Below are 17,834 nucleotides of genomic sequence, written 5' to 3' on the forward strand. Positions count from 1 at the left end.
CCTGATTGTTTTTTGTGCACTCAGTCACTTCAAACTGGTAAGAAAAGGTAACCCATGCCGATCACCCGACTTGAAAACCCAAGGATATACAGACAGATAGCCGATCAACTGCACAAGCTCATCGAGAATGGCGAGTTTCCTCCCGGTAGCCGCCTGCCGCCGGAACGCGAACTGGCGCGTCAGCTTCAGGTGAGCCGGGCTTCGGTGCGTGAAGCGCTGATTGCGCTGGAAGTGATAGGACTGGTGGATGTGAAGGTCGGTAACGGGGTGATTGTGAAGGCGCAGACGCCAGACGCCCGCCAGGAGCCGGTAATGACTCAGGCCGGGCGCGATCAGTGGGGCGACGTGGATAACGAACTGGGTATCAGTCTGGATTTGAACGCCGAACTGCCGCCGTTTTCGCTACTGCAAACCCGACTGCTGATTGAACCGGAAACCGCAGCGCTGGCGGCGCGCCACGCAAGCCATGAGGAGCTGGCGGGGATCCGCAGCGCCTGGGAACAGAACTGCCGCGATAACCGCGCGGGCTCGGTCACTCATCCCGGGGATCGCCTGTTTCATATTCGCATCGCCCGGGCCAGCGGTAATCCTACGCTTGCCTTTATCATCAGCCATTTGCTGGGCCACCGCTACGGCAGTATGTTCCGTATGCTGCAGCGCCATTACACGCCGCAGGATATGCCGCACCGCTCGGAACTGGAGCACCGCGCCATTCTGGAAGCGCTGGAAGCCCGGGACGTACGCGCAGCGCGCCAGGCGATGAAGGCGCACCTGACGCAGGTCATCGCCATTTTCAGCCGCGGAGCGGTCTGAAGCCGGTATCATCCAACGCGGCATCGCCCTTCGGATACTCAATGGCATTGATAAACCAGAGTTTTTCGCCTTCCGGTGTCTGGACCACAAACTCTTCGTCCACCTGCTTTTTCAGCAGCGCCCGGGCCATAGGCGAATCAATGGAGATATAGTCTTTGCGCTCGCTGTAGATCTCCTCCGGGCCGACAATGCGAAACTTCTTCACATCTCCTGCTTCGTTTTCAATTTCCACCCACGCGCCAAAGAAAACGCGTCCTTCCTGCTGCGGCGAATAATCGACGATTGAAAGCACCGGTAGCAGCTTCCTCAGAAAGCGCACCCGACGATCGATCTGGCGCAGCAGTCGCTTGTTATAGGTGTAGTCGGCATTTTCCGAGCGGTCACCCAGACTCGCAGCCCAGGAGACGATTTTAGTGATCTCCGGGCGTTTCTCGTTCCACAGGTAATCGTGCTCTTGTTTCAGCTTGTTATACCCTTCCCGGGTAATCAGTTTGGTGCCCACAGCCATATTCCCGAATTCAAACGCTGACATAAATCATAACAGCAATATCCACATGCGAGGAACTGTCTGATTCCCCGCTGCCCGGCCGCTGCGACTGGCATTTTTCGCCGTCAGTCCGTATAACTGTCCCCTGACTTTTGGTACTCACAAGATGAAATTTTAGCCATGATGAATGATTCGCTCTGTCGCATTATCGCCGGTGAGCTGCAGGCCCGGGCCGAACAGGTAGAAGCCGCGGTTCGTCTGCTGGATGAAGGGAACACCGTGCCGTTTATCGCACGTTATCGTAAGGAGGTCACCGGCGGGCTGGACGATACCCAGTTGCGCCAACTGGAGACCCGTCTGGGCTACCTGCGCGAGCTGTCCGATCGCCGCCAGGCGATTCTGAAATCCATCGATGAGCAGGGCAAGCTGACCAGTGAACTGGCCACGGCCATTAATGGCACCCTGAGCAAAACCGAACTGGAAGATCTCTACCTTCCCTATAAGCCCAGGCGCCGTACCCGTGGGCAGATCGCCATCGAAGCCGGTCTGGAACCACTGGCGGACAGCCTGTGGAACACGCCTTCCCTCACCCCGGAACAGGAAGCGGAAAGCTATATCGATGCCGATAAAGGGGTCGCCGACGCGAAAGCCGCCCTGGACGGCGCTCGCTACATTCTGATGGAGCGCTTCGCAGAAGACGCGGCCCTGCTGGCTAAAGTGCGTGACTACCTGTGGAAGAACGCCGATCTGGTAGCAAGTGTCGTGAGCGGCAAGGAAGAAGAAGGAGCCAAGTTTCGCGACTATTTCGACCATCATGAACCCATCGCCAAAGTGCCTTCCCACCGCGCTCTGGCAATGTTCCGCGGTCGTAACGAAGGCGTACTGCAACTTTCCCTGAACCCCGATCCGCAGTTCGACGAGCCGCCGAAAGAGAGTCACGGCGAACAGATTATTATCGACCACCTGGGCCTGCGTCTGAACAACGCTCCGGCGGATAGCTGGCGCCGTGCGGTAGTGAGCTGGACCTGGCGTATTAAGGTGCTGATGCACCTGGAAACTGAGCTGATGGGCACGGTGCGGGAACGCGCCGAAGACGAGGCTATCAACGTTTTCGCCCGTAATCTGCATGACCTGCTGATGGCGGCCCCAGCCGGGCTGCGCGCCACTATGGGCCTCGATCCCGGTCTACGCACCGGCGTTAAGGTCGCAGTGGTGGACGCCACCGGTAAGCTGGTCGCCACCGACACGATTTACCCCCACACCGGTCAGGCGGCCAAAGCGGCGACCGTAGTAGCCGCGCTCTGCGAAAAATACAACGTTGAGCTGGTGGCGATCGGTAACGGTACGGCTTCCCGCGAGACCGAGCGTTTCTACCTGGACGTTCAGAAGCAGTTCCCCAAAGTGACCGCCCAGAAGGTGATCGTTAGCGAGGCCGGGGCGTCGGTTTATTCCGCTTCCGAGCTGGCGGCGCTGGAATTCCCGGATCTCGACGTGTCGCTGCGCGGCGCGGTCTCTATCGCCCGCCGCCTTCAGGATCCGCTGGCAGAGCTGGTGAAGATCGATCCTAAATCCATCGGGGTGGGCCAGTATCAGCACGATGTCAGCCAGAGCCAGCTTGCGAAGAAGCTGGACGCGGTGGTGGAAGACTGCGTAAACGCCGTTGGCGTTGACCTGAACACCGCTTCGGTCCCTCTGCTGACCCGGGTAGCGGGTCTGACGCGCATGATGGCGCAAAATATCGTGGCCTGGCGCGACGAAAACGGCCAGTTCAGCAACCGCCAGCAGTTACTGAAGGTAAGCCGTCTGGGGCCGAAGGCCTTTGAACAGTGCGCTGGCTTCCTGCGTATTAACCACGGCGATAACCCACTGGATGCCTCCACCGTTCACCCGGAAGCCTACCCGGTGGTGGAACGCATTCTGGCGGCGACTGAGCAGGCGTTGCGCGATCTGATGGGCAACGGCAGCGCCCTGCGTAATCTGAAGGCCGTGGACTTTACCGACGACAAATTCGGGGTGCCGACCGTCAGCGATATCATCAAAGAGTTGGAAAAACCGGGCCGCGATCCGCGCCCCGAGTTTAAGACCGCCAAATTCGCCGACGGCGTGGAAACCATGAACGATCTGCTGCCCGGCATGGTGCTGGAAGGGGCGGTCACTAACGTCACCAACTTCGGCGCCTTCGTGGATATCGGCGTTCATCAGGACGGCCTGGTCCATATTTCTTCATTGTCCGACAGCTTCGTTGACGATCCCCACAAAGTAGTGAAAGCGGGCGATATCGTGAAGGTGAAGGTGCTGGATGTGGATATGGCGCGTAAGCGTATCGCGCTGACCATGCGGCTGGATGAACAACCCGGCGATACCGGTAGCCGCCGTTCCGCTTCCGGCAACGCCGGTAACGGCAATGGCCGCGATCGTAGCCGTCCGGCGGGTAAACCCCGGCGGGCAGAAAGCACGCCTGCGGGTAACAGCGCCATGAGCGATGCTCTGGCGGCCGCCTTCGGCAAGAAGCGCTAACCCAGAAAGCCGCCGGTATCCTGCACCGGCGGCCTCTTTCCGCGCCAACATAAAAGTAACATTGGCCCATTTTCTAAAACCTTCTTACCGACAGATAACTTTATTAACCCTTCGTTATCCCGCCCCGAGCGCTAAATTTGTTTACGCTCAAAAAAAACGCATTTAACCCCCTTCTTCAGATTGAAGATAAAAATTGTTCTCATTATCATTGCCTCATACTTTTTCAGGTTTTTTCCTGGTCGCCTGCGGTGGCCAGGTTTTTTGCCGATCGGTCTCGTTCACAGGGGATTCTATGCATATGCACGCGAACAGTTCGTGGAAAATTACCGGATTTTCCCGGGAAATCAGTCCGGCCTGGCGTCAGAAGCTGCTCTCTCTCGGGATGCTGCCTGGCTCTTCATTCCGGGTCGTGCGGGTGGCGCCTTTCGGCGATCCGGTACAGATAGAAACGCGCCGTATCAGCCTGGTACTACGTAAGAAAGACCTGGCGCTACTCTCCCTGGAAGCGCTCGCCTGACCGGACTGGCGCCTGGAGCTTCAGGCGCCGCGAACCACTTTCACGTTGCGATACTACAAATGAAAAAACTCACTATCGGTCTTATTGGCAACCCTAACTCCGGCAAAACCACGCTGTTCAATCAGTTGACCGGTTCCCGCCAGCGGGTCGGCAACTGGTCTGGCGTAACTGTCGAACGTAAAGAGGGGCAGTTCACCACCACCGACCATGCGGTCACACTGGTGGATCTGCCCGGCACCTACTCCCTGACCACTATCTCTTCCCAGACCTCTCTCGATGAGCAGATCGCCTGCCACTACATTCTGAGCAACGACGCCGATATGCTGATAAACGTAGTGGATGCCTCGAACCTGGAGCGTAACCTCTATCTGACGCTGCAGTTGCTGGAGCTGGGCATTCCCTGCGTGGTAGCGCTGAACATGCTGGATATTGCCGAAAAGCAGCAGATCCGTATCGATATCGACGCCCTTTCCGCCCGTCTGGGCTGCCCGGTAGTACCGCTGGTCTCCACCCGCGCCCGGGGTATCGACGGTCTGAAACTGGCTGTTGACCGCCATCGCGGTAATACCGCCATCGAGCTGGTGCACTATCCTCAGCCGCTGCTGGCGGAAGCCGAACAGCTTGCCGAGCGGATGCCAGCCACCCAACCCCACAGCGAACGGCGCTGGCTGGCGCTACAAATGCTGGAAGGCGATATTTATAGCCGCCATCTGGCGGGCAGCGTTGCCGGGGATCTCGACGGCGCCCTGGCGCGGCTGAGCACCCAAATTGAGGATCCGGCATTGAGCATTGCCGATGCCCGCTATCAGAGCATCGCCGCAATATGCGATGAGGTCAGCAACAGCCTGACCGCCGCGCCTAATCGTCTGACCGTGGCGCTGGACAAAATCGTGCTCAGCCGTCTGCTGGGGCTGCCGGTGTTTCTGCTGGTGATGTACCTGATGTTCCTGCTGGCGATCAATATCGGCGGCGCCCTTCAGCCCATCTTTGACGGCGGTTCGGTAGCAATCTTTATTCACGGTACCCGCTGGCTGGGAGATGCGTTGCACTTCCCGGAATGGCTGACCATCTTCCTGGCCCAGGGGGTGGGCGGCGGTATCAACACCGTGCTACCGCTGGTGCCGCAGATTGGCATGATGTACCTGTTCCTCTCCTTCCTGGAAGACTCCGGCTATATGGCACGCGCCGCCTTCGTTATGGACCGCCTGATGCAGGCGCTGGGGCTGCCTGGTAAATCTTTCGTGCCGCTGATCGTCGGCTTCGGCTGTAATGTGCCGTCGGTCATGGGGGCCCGTACCCTGGATGCGCCGCGCGAACGTCTGATGACCATTATGATGGCGCCCTTTATGTCCTGCGGCGCCCGTCTGGCGATTTTCGCCGTCTTCGCCTCCGCCTTCTTCGGCAAGCAGGGCGCCACGGTGGTCTTTTCGCTCTATCTGCTGGGGATTGTGATGGCGATCGTCACCGGGCTGGTGCTGAAATATACGCTGATGCGCGGCGAAGCGACCCCCTTTGTGATGGAGCTTCCGGTTTATCACGTTCCCCATATGAAGAGCCTGCTGCTGCAAACCTGGCAGCGCCTGAAAGGCTTCGTGCTGCGGGCCGGTAAGGTGATTGTCATCGTCAGTATCTTTATCGGTGCTCTGAACAGCTTTTCGTTCAGCGGCAAGACCGTCGATAGCATTAACGACTCCGCGCTCGCTTCGGTGAGTAAAGTGCTAACGCCACTGCTGGCGCCGATCGGCGTTCATCAGGATAACTGGCAGGCTACCGTCGGGCTGTTTACCGGCGCCATGGCAAAAGAGGTGGTGGTCGGCACCCTGAACACCCTGTATACCGCCGAGGATATCCACGCTGACGAGTTTGATCCCGCCACCTTCAGCCTGAGCGACGAACTGAAAGGCGCGGTTGATGACACCTGGCAGAGCCTGAAAGAGACCTTCAGCCTGAGCGTGTTGGCTAACCCCATCGAAGCCAGCAAGGGTGACGGCGAGATGGCCAGCGGCGCCATGGGTGTGATGAGCAGTAAGTTCGGCAGCGATGCCGCCGCCTACAGCTATCTGATTTTCGTGCTGCTCTACATCCCCTGTATCTCGGTAATGGGGGCTATCGCCCGCGAATCGAGCCGTGGCTGGATGACCTTTTCGGTGCTGTGGGGGCTGAACATCGGCTACTCGCTGGCGACCCTCTACTATCAGTGCGCCACCTTTAGCGAACATCCACGCTATAGTACGACAGCCATTGCCGTGGTGGTGCTGTTTAACCTGGCGCTGCTCGTGACGCTGCGGCGGATGCGTAGCCGGGTGGACGTCAACCTGCTGGCGCCAGCCAGGAAACCGGACGGCTGTCGGTCCCACGCTGGCGACTGCCACTAAGGAGACCAGGCTACCTATGGCTACCCTGACTCAGGTTCGGGATTTGCTGGCGCTGCGCGGGCGGATGGAAGCGCGTCAGATTAGCGAGACGCTGGGCGCCCCACTGCCGCTGGTCACCGCCATGCTGGAGCGGCTGGAAGCCATGGGCAGAACGGTGCGGGTGCCCGATGAAGCCGATGGCTGCCTTTCCGGCAGCTGCCGCAGTTGCCCGGAAGGCCAGCGCTGCCTGACGGAGCGCTGGATGCTGAAGGTCTGAAGAGACGAGCACCCGCATTTCAGAACATACCGGAGCGCTGTCGTACTTCCTGCCTATGATGTGGCTTAAGCCTGACGAATAGCTTTTGCCGTTTGCTGTAGCAGTATCCATGCCTCATAGCGCCGAACATGCAGTTCTGATACATCACTGGAAGGTTCATAGCGAGTATCAGCCACAACCATGTTCGCCATGGCATCACCCACACTGGGTGCTAATCCACCAGCCACTGTGCCAAGAATAGCGGCTCCCAGTAACACAGGCTCCTGAGAGCGGGTAGAAAGTACTGGTAAGCCACAGGCATCCGCCAGCAGTTGCCGCACCAGTGGGTGCTGCCCGGCGCCTCCGCTGATGACGATATTTTCCGTTTTGATGCCCCGCTCACTCTGAACGCCGAGTATCTGTCGCAGACCGTAACCGATACCGCAGATCCCCGCGATATAGAGTGATATCAGGCTTTTTAGATCCTGCTCCATACCCAGTCCAACAATAACGGCACGCGCGTCTGGATCGGCAAACGGCGCCCGATTTCCCAGAAATTCCGGCACGATATGTAAACCGTTCGCCAGCTCGACAGCGTATGAAGCATCGGATACGGCTTCCAGCGCTCTGTCCGCCAGCCAGACAGGCAGAGAAACACCGGTAAGTTTCGCCTGCTCTCTGGCCTCCGGGGCTGCGGGATGGAGTGCCAGCAATAGGTCTATCGCTGCGCCAGCGGCACTTTGTCCCCCCTCGTTCAGCCACAACCCCGGGACCATTGCCGAATAGTAAGGCCCCCAGACGCCCGGCACGAATACCGGCTCACGGGTTGAGGTCATGGTGCAGGATGAGGTGCCAAAGACGTATCCAAGGCTGCGAGTGGCTCCCCCACTCACCCCCACGGTGCCAATACCGCCCGCATGCGCATCAATCAGACCAGCCGCAACCGATGTACCCACCGGTAGCCCCATCGCGGTTGCGGCTTCCTCTGTTAATCCCTGCCCGCAAGGTGTGCCTGGTTCGACAATACGCTGGCCGATACGCGCAAAATCGTCATCCGCCAGATCGTGCAGACCAATGGCGCGGAAATAATCCGGATCCCAACGTTGCTCATGCGCAAGGTAGGTCCATTTACAGGTGACGGTGCAAACGGAACGAGCGAGATCCCCGGTAGCGCGCCACGTCAGAAAATCGGCCAGATCAAAAAATTGCCAGGCGCCGTTATATATTTCAGGGCGCTGCTCTTTCAGCCAGGCTAGCTTGGGCGTTTCCATTTCCGGTGAGATACGCCCTCCGACATAGCGAAGCACCGGATGTTGTGTGGCATTAATACGTTCGGCCTGAGCCGTCGCCCGATGATCCATCCAGACAATAATATTGCGTTCAGGAGCTTCACTCTCACCCACCGGCAGCGGCTCTCCCCCTGCTCCCAGCACAACCAGGGAACAGGTTGCGTCAAACCCCATCCCCGCAATCGCTAATGGCGATACGCCGGAGGTAACTACCGCCTCCCGGACGCAGTGGCAAACCGCCAGCCAAATCTCCCGGCTGGACTGTTCCGCCCGATCGCCGCTATCACGGTAAAGGGTTATTTTTCGCGATGCGTGTGCCAGCAGATTGCCGTCAGCATCAAATACACCCGCTCGTGCGCTTCCTGAACCAACATCCACGCCAATAACAGCTTTATCACAGTTCATCATGCATTATCCGGAAAGAGGGAGAAGGTCAGAGGTCAACGTTATTTGGCAGGATGACCAGATCGCGAATGGTGACATGTTTTGGCCGTGTAACCATAAACAGCACAGCATCAGCCACATCTGTTGGCTGCATCAGACTACCGCTGTCTAATGCCTCTTCCAGCTTAGCCTTCGGCCAGTCATCCAACAGTGCGGTTACCACTGGCCCGGGAAGTACAGCACCGACCCGCACCCCATGCTGCGCCACCTGTCGACGCGTGGTGTGCACAAAGGCCTGAACGGCAAATTTAGAGGCGGTATAAATGGGTTCCCAAATCACAGGCACAATACCAGCAATAGAACTGGTGAACAGAATATCGCCGGATTTCTGCTCAATCAGATGAGGCAGGACGGCACGTACACAACGGAAGGCCGCATTAATATTCAGATTCAAAACCCGATCCCAAACATCCGGATCCCCCTCGGCCGCAGGGCCGCCCACATAGGCACCAGCGTTAGCATGGAAAATATCCAGTCGACCAGCCAGCTTCAGGATCCCCTCCAGCAGGCCATCGACCTGTTCAGGCTTCATCAGGTCAATTTGCAATGCGAAGGCATTTTCACCCATTTCAGTAACGCTTTTTTGCAGACTGGCGGCATCACGGTCGATTAGTATTACCGTGGCGCCAGCGCTGTGCAGGGCCTGGGCACAGGCAAGCCCGATACCCGATGCGGCGCCGGTGATAGCGGCTACTTTCCCCTGGAGGGGGTGATTCATGGCGGTAACAGAGTTGCTCATTTTATATTCCTCCGATGATGGCTATTGGCTAATTCACAACCAGCTCAATCGATGAAGCAGATCTAGCAACTCTAAATAGTAGTAACAAGCGAAATATAAAGCGGAGAAGTTAACCTGTGACTGACATCAAAAAAAACAGGAAGACCACGATTTACGATCTGGCGCAACTGACGGGAATATCGGCCAGTGCCGTCAGTGCAATCCTTAATGGCTCATGGAAAAAGCGCCGCATCAGCCCCGGACGAGCCGAACAGGTTATGCGTATTGCCGAACAGCAGGGATACACAGTCAACCGACAGGCCAGTCTACTACGCAGCCGCAAGTCTGGCGTCATTGGTATGATCGTTCCCAAATATGACAACCGTTATTTTGGCGCAATTGTGGAAAAGTTTGAGGCCATGGCGCGCGCACGCGGCCTGTTTCCCTTTGTGACCTGTACCAGCAGAGATCCCGATCTGGAGCTGGAAGCCGCACGAAATATGCTCTCCTGGCAGGTGGATTGGGTCATCGCCACCGGAGCCACGCAGCCCGACAAAATCACCCAGCTCTGTGTTCAGGCAGGTGTACGTTCTCTGAATCTGGACCTGCCGGGAACCCTGGCACCATCAGTCATCTCCGATAACTACGCCGGGGCCAAAGCGTTGACCAGCCGCATTCTGGACAATGTGATGCGCCACAAAGGAAGCGCATTGCCCCTGGTGTTCATCGGCGGTCGCGGGTCAGACTACAACACCCGGGAGCGGCTGCGCGGATTCCTTGATGCGCACTCCGACTATCGCGTGGCCGTGCCAGACGCCTGTCTGTTGCCCTGTGGATATGCATCAGAAAAGGCAGAAACCGCCCTTGCCGACTTCTGTTCCGGACCAGAAAATCAACTTAACGGACTATTCGTTAACTCCACGATTTCACTGGAAGGCGTGCTAAGAGAGCTATCCAGGAACAGAACAACCGCACAGCCACTACCGCCGTTGGGATGCTTCGACTGGGATCCCTTCGTGACGCTCCTCAACCGAAATATTGATATGGTTAAGCAGGATGTACCGAAAATGCTCGAAGCGGCATTCACTCTTATAGACATGGACAATACCACTCCGGAGATAGTGCAGATCCCGCCGCTTCACGTTAAGGCGTAAACGATAAAATATGCACGTTATCCTGCGGAAATTTTCCTGCAGAAGTCTTCCACCGCCTGACAAAACGCCTCGGGATGAGAGATAAAAGGCGCATGGGCCGCTTTCGGCAGCACCAGCGATTCGCTGCGAGGCCAGTGCTCATCCAACAGCGGCGCCACCTTGCGCGGTACCAGACCGTCCAGAGAGCCGTAAATCCGCAGGAAAGGCAGCGTCAGGTCGACCATCGGCTCGCGCAGATCTTCCTGCTTAAGGATCTCCAGCCCGCCATTCAACACTTCCACCGTCGGCATCGGCTGGTTAAGCACCACCTCTTTCAGGCGGCGGGCATCCTGACGCGCGGTTTCAGTCCCCAGCGTTTGCAGCGCCAGAAAGCGCTCGACGGTACGACGAAAATCTTCGCTTAGTTGCTGCTGAAAGCCTGACAGCACCTCCGGCTTAATGCCCGGCCATGCCTCCCTGGCGGCAAAACAGGGCGAAGAAGCCACGCTAATCAACCCGCTTACCCGCTCCGGCTGCGTTAGCGCCGCCTGGCTCGCGACCAGCCCGCCCAGACTCCAGCCTAACCACAAGGCCCGCGGCGGCGCGTGACGCATCACCTCTTCCGCCATCGCCGCCAGCGTCATCGGCCCATAATCCTGGCTGCGGCCATATCCCGGCAGATCCACCAGATGCAGAGTAAATTGCGAGGCCAGCCGATCGCTGATGCAACGCCACACCTCCGCATTCAGTCCCCATCCGTGCAACAGCACAAGATGCTCTTTCCCCGTACCCAGGGTCTGCCACCAGAGCTTACTCATCGGTTATGGTCTCATCATCGTGAAGGAGGTACGTATGCTATCAATCCCGACCCGCTGTTGGCTATGCCAGATGCCCCTGACGCTCGCGTCTCACGGGCTGTGCAGTTGCTGTACTCGCGTTCTGATTCGACCGCGTCATCGCTGTCCGTGCTGCGGCCTGCCTGCCCGTACCAGCCCCTCGCTCTGCGGACGCTGTGTGGCTAAACCGCCTCCCTGGCAACATATGGTGGCCGTGGGTGATTACCAGCGTCCGCTCAGCACGCTGGTGCACCAGTTCAAATTCAGCGGCGGCGTGGCGCTGGCGTCACCGCTGGCTCGCCTGATGTTGCTGAACATTCTGGCCGCCCGCCGCGATCGGGCGTTACCGCTCCCGGACTTGATCGTTAGCGTCCCTCTGGCCCTGCGCCGCCAGTGGCGACGTGGATTTAACCAAAGCGCGCTACTGGCAGAACCGCTCGCTCGCTGGCTGGGATGCGATCACCCGCCGGCAGCGCTGCGCCGTCTGCGCGCCGCGCCGCTACAGCACCATCTCAACGCCAGACGGCGGGCAGCCAACCTGAAAAACGCCTTTCAGCTTGAATTCCCGGTCGCCGGGCGCCATATCGCTATTGTGGACGATGTGATCACCACCGGGAGTACCGTCGGCGAAATCGCCAGACTGCTGGCGCGCCATGGCGCCGCGGCCACCCAGGTATGGTGCCTGTGCCGCACCTTGTAGCCCCTCCCGGATGGGCGTATTATAACCGAGTAAACCAGTCAACTATCAGGCCAATGCTATGATCCGTATTTCCGATGCTGCACAAGCACACTTCGCCAAACTGCTGGCCAATCAAGAGGAAGGGACCCAGATTCGCGTATTCGTCATCAACCCGGGTACCCCGAATGCGGAATGCGGCGTCTCCTACTGTCCGCCGGATGCCGTAGAGGCGACGGATACCGAACTGAAATTCGAACAGCTGACCGCTTATGTCGATGAATTAAGCGCACCGTTCCTGGAAGATGCAGAAATTGACTTCGTGACCGATCAGTTGGGTTCCCAGCTCACACTGAAGGCGCCGAATGCCAAAATGCGTAAAGTGTCTGACGATGCGCCGCTGATCGAGCGCGTGGAGTATATGATTCAGTCTCAGGTTAACCCGCAACTGGCGGGCCACGGCGGTCGGGTATCGCTGATGGAAATCACCGATGACGGTTACGCCATTCTGCAATTTGGCGGTGGCTGTAACGGCTGCTCAATGGTCGATATCACTCTGAAAGAGGGTATCGAGAAGCAACTGCTGAATGAGTTCCCTGAACTGAAAGGGGTGCGCGATCTCACTGAACATCAGCGCGGCGAGCACTCATACTACTAAGTCCTTTTCCCTCTCCCCAATGGGGAGAGGGACGTCACGCCCGAATTAACACAGTTCCAGTTGCACATTATGGGCGCTTATCACCTGCATTACCCCCGCTGGCGGCATCACATCGGTATAGACTGCATCCACCAGACTGATACTGCCCAGATTCACCATCGCATTACGACCGAACTTGGAGTGATCCACCACCAGCATCACGTGGCGTGAGTTGTCGATAATGGCGCGTTTAGTGCGCACTTCGTGGTAGTCGAACTCCAGCAACGAACCGTCGCCGTCCACCCCACTAATGCCCAGGATGCCATAATCGAGCCGGAATTGAGAGATGAAATCCAGAGTCGCCTCGCCGATTATGCCGCCGTCACGACTGCGCAGCTCGCCACCGGCGAGGATAATGCGAAAATCCTCTTTCGCCATCAGCGTGGTCGCCACATTCAGATTATTGGTCACAACCCGCAAATCCTGGTGATCGAGCAGCGCGTGGGCCACCGCTTCCGGCGTGGTGCCGATATCGATAAACAGCGTCGCCCCATTGGGAATCTCGCTCGCCACCCTATGGGCAATGCGCTCCTTTTCAGCGGTCTGAGTCGCCTTACGGTCATGCCAGGGGGTATTGACCGAGCTGGAGGGCAGCGCCGCACCGCCGTGATGGCGCATAATCATATTCTGCTCGGCCAGGTCGTTCAGATCGCGACGGATAGTCTGAGGACTGACGGAAAACTGCGCCACCAGTTCCTCGGTGCTGACGTATCCCTGCTGCTTAACCAGCTCAATAATCGCGTCATGACGTTGTGTTTGCTTCACATTTCTACTCCTGATTACGTTCGTTTACGCGCATGCAGGGTGTCCACCAGCGCCATCGCCAGCCCCACCAGCAGCCCGGTCACGTGGGCACCGTTGGCGATGGAGAGCCCGAACAGATCGAACCACCCCGCAATCAACCAGATCAGCGCAAAGGCGATCAGCCCGCGCGGTAGCTGAATCCCGCTATCGGGATCGCGTTCGCCGCGTAGCCAGACATAGCCCATCAGCGCGTAAACCACGCCGGAAAGGCCGCCAAACCAGGCTCCGCTAAACTTATGCTGTATAAAACCGCTCAGCAGGGCGGAGATCAACGTCAGCACCAGCAGTTTGCCGGTACCGAGCCGTTTTTCCACCGGCCCGCCCAGATACCACCACCATATCAGGTTAAAAAGGATATGCAGTAACGAGAAGTGGAGCAGTGCATGGGTAAAGTAGCGCCACAATTCGTATTTGAGCGCCGGATCGAACGGCCAGGCCAGCCATAACATCACCCTCTGATCTCCGACGATCTGCATCAGGATAAAAACGGCAATACAGGCGGCGACCACCAGGAAAGTCAGCGGTCCGGCGCGCTGGCGCAGCGTTTCCATAAAGGGATAGCGCTGGTAACGCAGCCCGGTGCCGGTCTGACCGGTCTGCCAGCTGGCGGCCAGATAACGGGGATCTTCAGGATGTTCCAGAAAGTGGGCCAGCGCCTCGCGCACCCGCCCCTCTTCACGAGGATCCGTCAGCCAGACGTCGCTGCGCGCATGCTGCTGGATGGTGAGCACGACCCCCTGGGTCGCCATATAATCGACAAACGCCTGCGCCACGCGCGGGTTGTCGAACGAGGTAATCATTAACATAGACGTTCGCCGGGATTATCCATACAGAGGGGGGAAGTATACCCCGTCCCCCCGCTAACGCCGACCTTTAACCGGCCTCATGGCTGACTTGTTCGGGGAACTGGCGATGCCAGGCCTCGAAACCGCCCGCCACGCTATAAACCTGCTCGAAGCCCTGCTGCAGCAGATACTGGGCCGCCCCCTGGCTACTCACGCCGTGATAGCACATCACTATCACCGGCGTTTCGAAGTCGGTTTGCTGCATAAAAGACACCAGGGTGTCATTGGTGAGGTGAAACGCGTCCGGCACGTGAGCCAGGGCGAAACTTTGCGGATCGCGAATATCCACCAGTACCGCACTGCCCTGTTTCAGTTTCTGGTGCGTCTCTTCAATCGTGATTGTTTCAAACTGATCCATATAACTCTCTATATCTCTTGTTATCGCAGGTGAAAACCCGGTGGCAGGCGCCCGACAAAGCACAGCGCCACGGCCTCCAATGGTAACGCCAGGTTTACGTTCCCGGATAGCTAAAACGCCATTGTGTTATGTATATCACGCGAAAATGTTTTTTCCTGGTTACCAAAAGCGCGTTCTCTTTGCTATCATGAGCGATAACGAACATTTTTGAGCTATAACGAAAGTGATGAGGACAGCATGGAAACCAAAGATCTGATTGTTATAGGTGGCGGCATCAACGGTGCCGGTATCGCGGCAGACGCCGCCGGACGCGGCCTCTCCGTGCTGATGCTCGAGGCCCAGGATCTGGCTTGCGCCACCTCTTCCGCCAGTTCCAAACTGATTCACGGTGGCCTGCGCTACCTGGAACATTATGAATTCCGCCTGGTTAGCGAAGCGCTGGCCGAGCGTGAAGTACTGTTGAAGCTGGCCCCCCATATCGCCTTCCCGATGCGCTTCCGCCTGCCGCACCGTCCGCACCTGCGCCCGGCCTGGATGATCCGCACCGGACTGTTTCTGTACGATCACCTGGGTAAGCGCACCAGCCTTCCGGGTTCCTGTGGTTTGCGTTTTGGCGCGGATTCGGTCCTGAAGCCGGAAATCGTGCGCGGTTTCGAATATTCTGACTGCTGGGTGGATGACGCCCGTCTGGTGCTGGCGAATGCCCAGATGGTGGTGCGTAAAGGCGGTGAAGTGCTGACCCGTACCCGTGCCACCTCGGCCCGCCGCGAAAACGGTCTCTGGATTGTGGAAGCCGAGGATATCGATACCGGCGAGCGTTTCAGCTGGCAGGCGCGCGGTCTGGTCAACGCTACCGGCCCCTGGGTGAAATCCTTCTTTGACGAAGGGCTGCATCTGCCTTCGCCTTACGGCATCCGCCTGATCAAAGGTAGCCACATCGTGGTGCCACGCGCTCATAATCAGCCTCAGTCCTACATTCTGCAGAACGAAGATAAGCGTATTGTGTTTGTGATTCCGTGGCTGGACGAGTTTTCGATTATCGGAACCACGGACCAGGAATATCACGGCGATCCGCAGGACGTGAAGATCGATGACGGTGAAATCGATTACCTGCTGAAGGTCTACAACGCACACTTTAAAAAACAGCTCAGCCGCAACGATATTGTCTGGACCTACTCCGGCGTGCGTCCGCTGTGCGATGACGAATCCGATTCGCCGCAGGCCATCACCCGCGACTACACCCTGGACGTCCACGACGAGCACGGCAAAGCACCGCTGCTGTCAGTGTTCGGCGGTAAGCTTACCACCTACCGCAAGCTGGCTGAGCACGCCATGGAAAAACTGACCCACTACTACAGCAATATCGGTCCGGCCTGGACCAAAACCGGAGTTCTGCCCGGTGGTGAATTCCAGGGCAATCGCGACGACTATGCTGCAGAGCTGCGCCGTCGCCATAGCTGGCTCAGCGAAAGCCTGGCGCGCCACTACGCCCACACCTACGGTAGCAACAGCGAGAAGATTTTTGAGAATGTCCACTCACTGAGCGATCTGGGTGAGGATTTCGGTCACGAGTTCTATGAAGCCGAACTGCGCTACCTGGTGGAACACGAGTGGGTGCGCAAGCTGGACGACGCCATCTGGCGCCGCACCAAACTCGGCATGTGGCTGAACGAAGAACAGCAGGCCCGCGTGGCCCAGTGGCTGGCGGAACATCCCGGCAAGACCGCGTTATCGCTGGCGTCCTAAGACAACACCAACATCTTAAAGAGAAGGGAGCCGAAGGCTCCCTCAGGTTGATGACAAAGAGGGAAAAAACGTGGTTTTTCCCTCTTTGTGGTTGAGCTGCCGAAAATCAATAAATTGATTTTCCTTGTTTATATTTCTGATGATTCAGGCCGAACGAGTTCGGTCTGGGGTTTGTCATCAGTCTCAGGGAGCCGAAGGCTCCCTGAGACTGATACCGGTATACTATCAGGCCAGTTGGCGCAACATACGACGCAGCGGCTCTGCGGCGCCCCATAGCAGCTGATCGCCAACGGTAAAGGCAGAGAGATACTCTGGCCCCATATTCAGCTTACGCAGACGCCCAACCGGCGTATTCAGAGTGCCGGTCACGGCCGCCGGGGTCAGTTCACGCATCGACAGTTCGCGATCGTTGGGAATCACCTTCACCCAGTCATTGTGGGTAGCCAGCATCTCTTCGATAGTGGCGATAGAGATATCTTTCTTTAGCTTCAGGGTAAACGCCTGGCTATGACAGCGCAGGGCACCGACGCGCACGCACAGACCATCTACCGGAATCACTGAATCTGTGGCCAAAATCTTGTTGGTTTCCGCCTGCCCTTTCCACTCTTCGCGGCTCTGGCCATTTTCCAGCTGCTTGTCGATCCACGGGATCAGGCTACCTGCCAGCGGCACGCCAAAGTTATCAACTGGCAGCTCGCCGCTACGGGTCAGACCGGTCACCTTGCGTTCGATATCGAGGATCGCGGAAGCCGGATCGGCCAGTTCCTCCGCCACGTAACCATGCAACTGCCCCATCTGGGTCAGCAGTTCACGCATATGGCGCGCCCCGCCGCCGGACGCCGCCTGATAGGTCGCCACGGAAGCCCACTCCACCAGATCGTTGGCAAACAGACCACCCAGTGACATCAGCATCAGACTAACGGTGCAGTTACCCCCCACAAAGGTTTTCACACCATTATTCAGGGCTGCGTCGATAACCTGCTGGTTGACCGGATCCAGAATAATAATGGCGTCGTCTTTCATGCGCAGCGATGAGGCTGCATCAATCCAGTACCCCTGCCAGCCGCTGTCACGCAGCTTAGGGTAGATTTCGTTGGTATAATCGCCGCCCTGACAGGTCACAATAATGTCCAGCGCCTTCAGTGCCTCCAGATCGTAAGCGTTCTGCAACGTACTGCCGACGTTCCCGGCAAATGCGGGAGCCGCCTGGCCAGTCTGAGAGGTAGAGAAGAAGACGGGGCGAATGGCGTCGAAGTCGCGCTCTTCCTGCATGCGCTGCATCAATACGGAGCCGACCATGCCACGCCAGCCGATAAAACCAACATTTTTCATAATGAGTAATTC

17 protein-coding genes are annotated in these 17,834 nt (G+C 57.8%); 9 read left to right on the forward strand and 8 right to left on the reverse strand.

Features of this window, described 5'->3' with window-relative positions; genetic code table 11:
• Positions 1 to 54 precede the first annotated feature (54 nt).
• The gene (locus tag FEM41_RS03715) at positions 55 to 813 is read left to right on the forward strand and encodes a FadR/GntR family transcriptional regulator (protein WP_138094561.1); all 759 of its coding nucleotides are present in this window, start codon (positions 55 to 57) and stop codon (positions 811 to 813) included.
• Here FEM41_RS03715 and greB read toward each other — a convergent pair.
• Entirely contained in the window at positions 794 to 1,315 is a 522-nt protein-coding gene (gene greB, locus FEM41_RS03720; protein ID WP_138094563.1) for a transcription elongation factor GreB, read from the reverse strand. The two genes, FEM41_RS03715 and greB, sit on opposite strands and share 20 nt — an antisense overlap.
• Before the next feature lie 165 nt (positions 1,316 to 1,480).
• On the opposite strand from greB, the gene FEM41_RS03725 reads away from it, so the two are divergent.
• The 4 genes from FEM41_RS03725 to feoC all read left to right on the forward strand — a co-directional run bounded on the left by FEM41_RS03725 (position 1,481) and on the right by feoC (position 6,965).
• Entirely contained in the window at positions 1,481 to 3,817 is a 2,337-nt protein-coding gene (locus tag FEM41_RS03725) for a Tex family protein (RefSeq protein ID WP_138094565.1), read from the forward strand.
• Positions 3,818 to 4,109: 292 nt separating this feature from the next.
• Positions 4,110 to 4,334 (forward strand): ferrous iron transporter A, encoded by a 225-nt coding sequence (feoA, locus tag FEM41_RS03730; protein ID WP_138094567.1) that lies wholly within the window; start codon positions 4,110 to 4,112, stop codon positions 4,332 to 4,334.
• Positions 4,335 to 4,393: 59 nt separating this feature from the next.
• On the forward strand, positions 4,394 to 6,709 hold the full coding sequence (feoB, locus tag FEM41_RS03735) for a Fe(2+) transporter permease subunit FeoB (protein ID WP_138094569.1): 2,316 nt from the start codon (positions 4,394 to 4,396) through the stop codon (positions 6,707 to 6,709).
• Positions 6,710 to 6,725: 16 nt separating this feature from the next.
• Positions 6,726 to 6,965, forward strand: a complete 240-nt coding sequence (gene feoC, locus FEM41_RS03740) for a [Fe-S]-dependent transcriptional repressor FeoC (RefSeq protein ID WP_138094571.1) — start codon at positions 6,726 to 6,728, stop codon at positions 6,963 to 6,965.
• Between the two features lie 65 nt (positions 6,966 to 7,030).
• On the opposite strand, the gene FEM41_RS03745 is transcribed toward feoC, so the two are convergent.
• Together FEM41_RS03745 and FEM41_RS03750 are read right to left on the reverse strand one after the other, a co-directional pair.
• The gene (locus FEM41_RS03745) at positions 7,031 to 8,638 is read right to left on the reverse strand and encodes an FGGY-family carbohydrate kinase (RefSeq protein ID WP_421805397.1); all 1,608 of its coding nucleotides are present in this window, start codon (positions 8,636 to 8,638) and stop codon (positions 7,031 to 7,033) included.
• A 28-nt stretch (positions 8,639 to 8,666) separates the two neighbouring features.
• Complete coding sequence (locus FEM41_RS03750; RefSeq protein WP_168198756.1) at positions 8,667 to 9,416, reverse strand: SDR family oxidoreductase; 750 nt, start codon at positions 9,414 to 9,416, stop codon at positions 8,667 to 8,669.
• A 116-nt stretch (positions 9,417 to 9,532) separates the two neighbouring features.
• Here FEM41_RS03750 and FEM41_RS03755 point away from each other — a divergent pair, with 116 nt between their 5' ends.
• The gene (locus FEM41_RS03755; RefSeq protein ID WP_138094575.1) at positions 9,533 to 10,549 is read left to right on the forward strand and encodes a helix-turn-helix transcriptional regulator; all 1,017 of its coding nucleotides are present in this window, start codon (positions 9,533 to 9,535) and stop codon (positions 10,547 to 10,549) included.
• A 17-nt stretch (positions 10,550 to 10,566) separates the two neighbouring features.
• Here the strand turns inward: FEM41_RS03755 and bioH are convergent, their stop codons facing one another.
• The gene (bioH, locus tag FEM41_RS03760) at positions 10,567 to 11,346 is read right to left on the reverse strand and encodes a pimeloyl-ACP methyl ester esterase BioH (RefSeq protein ID WP_138094577.1); all 780 of its coding nucleotides are present in this window, start codon (positions 11,344 to 11,346) and stop codon (positions 10,567 to 10,569) included.
• Between the two features lie 34 nt (positions 11,347 to 11,380).
• Between bioH and gntX the strand changes: the two genes are divergently transcribed.
• A complete protein-coding gene (gene gntX, locus FEM41_RS03765) occupies positions 11,381 to 12,064 on the forward strand; it encodes a DNA utilization protein GntX (protein WP_138094579.1) in 684 nt (227 codons plus the stop codon).
• Between the two features lie 58 nt (positions 12,065 to 12,122).
• The gene (gene nfuA, locus FEM41_RS03770; RefSeq protein WP_138094581.1) at positions 12,123 to 12,698 is read left to right on the forward strand and encodes a Fe-S biogenesis protein NfuA; all 576 of its coding nucleotides are present in this window, start codon (positions 12,123 to 12,125) and stop codon (positions 12,696 to 12,698) included.
• Positions 12,699 to 12,743: 45 nt separating this feature from the next.
• On the opposite strand, the gene FEM41_RS03775 is transcribed toward nfuA, so the two are convergent.
• From FEM41_RS03775 to glpE, 3 genes are all read right to left on the reverse strand, one after another.
• Positions 12,744 to 13,502 (reverse strand): DeoR/GlpR family transcriptional regulator, encoded by a 759-nt coding sequence (locus FEM41_RS03775; protein WP_138094583.1) that lies wholly within the window; start codon positions 13,500 to 13,502, stop codon positions 12,744 to 12,746.
• Between the two features lie 14 nt (positions 13,503 to 13,516).
• Complete coding sequence (glpG, locus tag FEM41_RS03780; RefSeq protein ID WP_138094585.1) at positions 13,517 to 14,347, reverse strand: rhomboid family intramembrane serine protease GlpG; 831 nt, start codon at positions 14,345 to 14,347, stop codon at positions 13,517 to 13,519.
• 67 nt (positions 14,348 to 14,414) lie between these two features.
• Complete coding sequence (glpE, locus tag FEM41_RS03785; RefSeq protein ID WP_138094587.1) at positions 14,415 to 14,744, reverse strand: thiosulfate sulfurtransferase GlpE; 330 nt, start codon at positions 14,742 to 14,744, stop codon at positions 14,415 to 14,417.
• Between the two features lie 237 nt (positions 14,745 to 14,981).
• Between glpE and glpD the strand changes: the two genes are divergently transcribed.
• A complete protein-coding gene (gene glpD, locus FEM41_RS03790) occupies positions 14,982 to 16,490 on the forward strand; it encodes a glycerol-3-phosphate dehydrogenase (RefSeq protein WP_138094589.1) in 1,509 nt (502 codons plus the stop codon).
• Positions 16,491 to 16,715: 225 nt separating this feature from the next.
• Here glpD and asd read toward each other — a convergent pair whose 3' ends face one another.
• Positions 16,716 to 17,822 carry an aspartate-semialdehyde dehydrogenase gene (gene asd, locus FEM41_RS03795; protein WP_138094591.1) on the reverse strand — a complete coding sequence of 369 codons (1,107 nt, stop codon included), beginning with the start codon at positions 17,820 to 17,822 and terminating at the stop codon, positions 16,716 to 16,718.
• Between the last annotated feature and the right edge of the window lie 12 nt (positions 17,823 to 17,834).

Origin of the sequence: Jejubacter calystegiae (genome assembly GCF_005671395.1) — a bacterium.
Taxonomy (GTDB): Bacteria; Pseudomonadota; Gammaproteobacteria; order Enterobacterales; family Enterobacteriaceae; genus Jejubacter; species Jejubacter calystegiae.

Bases quoted from the DNA above. Each gene is read 5' to 3' on its own strand.
- FEM41_RS03715 (WP_138094561.1), top strand. From the start codon at position 55: ATGCCGATCACCCGACTTGAAAACCCAAGGATATACAGACAGATAGCC.
- FEM41_RS03725 (WP_138094565.1), top strand. From the start codon at position 1,481: ATGATGAATGATTCGCTCTGTCGCATTATCGCCGGTGAGCTGCAGGCC.
- feoA (WP_138094567.1), top strand. From the start codon at position 4,110: ATGCATATGCACGCGAACAGTTCGTGGAAAATTACCGGATTTTCCCGG.
- feoB (WP_138094569.1), top strand. From the start codon at position 4,394: ATGAAAAAACTCACTATCGGTCTTATTGGCAACCCTAACTCCGGCAAA.
- feoC (WP_138094571.1), top strand. From the start codon at position 6,726: ATGGCTACCCTGACTCAGGTTCGGGATTTGCTGGCGCTGCGCGGGCGG.
- FEM41_RS03745 (WP_421805397.1), bottom strand. From the start codon at position 8,638: ATGAACTGTGATAAAGCTGTTATTGGCGTGGATGTTGGTTCAGGAAGC.
- FEM41_RS03750 (WP_168198756.1), bottom strand. From the start codon at position 9,416: ATGAGCAACTCTGTTACCGCCATGAATCACCCCCTCCAGGGGAAAGTA.
- bioH (WP_138094577.1), bottom strand. From the start codon at position 11,346: ATGAGTAAGCTCTGGTGGCAGACCCTGGGTACGGGGAAAGAGCATCTT.
- gntX (WP_138094579.1), top strand. From the start codon at position 11,381: ATGCTATCAATCCCGACCCGCTGTTGGCTATGCCAGATGCCCCTGACG.
- nfuA (WP_138094581.1), top strand. From the start codon at position 12,123: ATGATCCGTATTTCCGATGCTGCACAAGCACACTTCGCCAAACTGCTG.
- glpG (WP_138094585.1), bottom strand. From the start codon at position 14,347: ATGTTAATGATTACCTCGTTCGACAACCCGCGCGTGGCGCAGGCGTTT.
- glpE (WP_138094587.1), bottom strand. From the start codon at position 14,744: ATGGATCAGTTTGAAACAATCACGATTGAAGAGACGCACCAGAAACTG.
- glpD (WP_138094589.1), top strand. From the start codon at position 14,982: ATGGAAACCAAAGATCTGATTGTTATAGGTGGCGGCATCAACGGTGCC.
- asd (WP_138094591.1), bottom strand. From the start codon at position 17,822: ATGAAAAATGTTGGTTTTATCGGCTGGCGTGGCATGGTCGGCTCCGTA.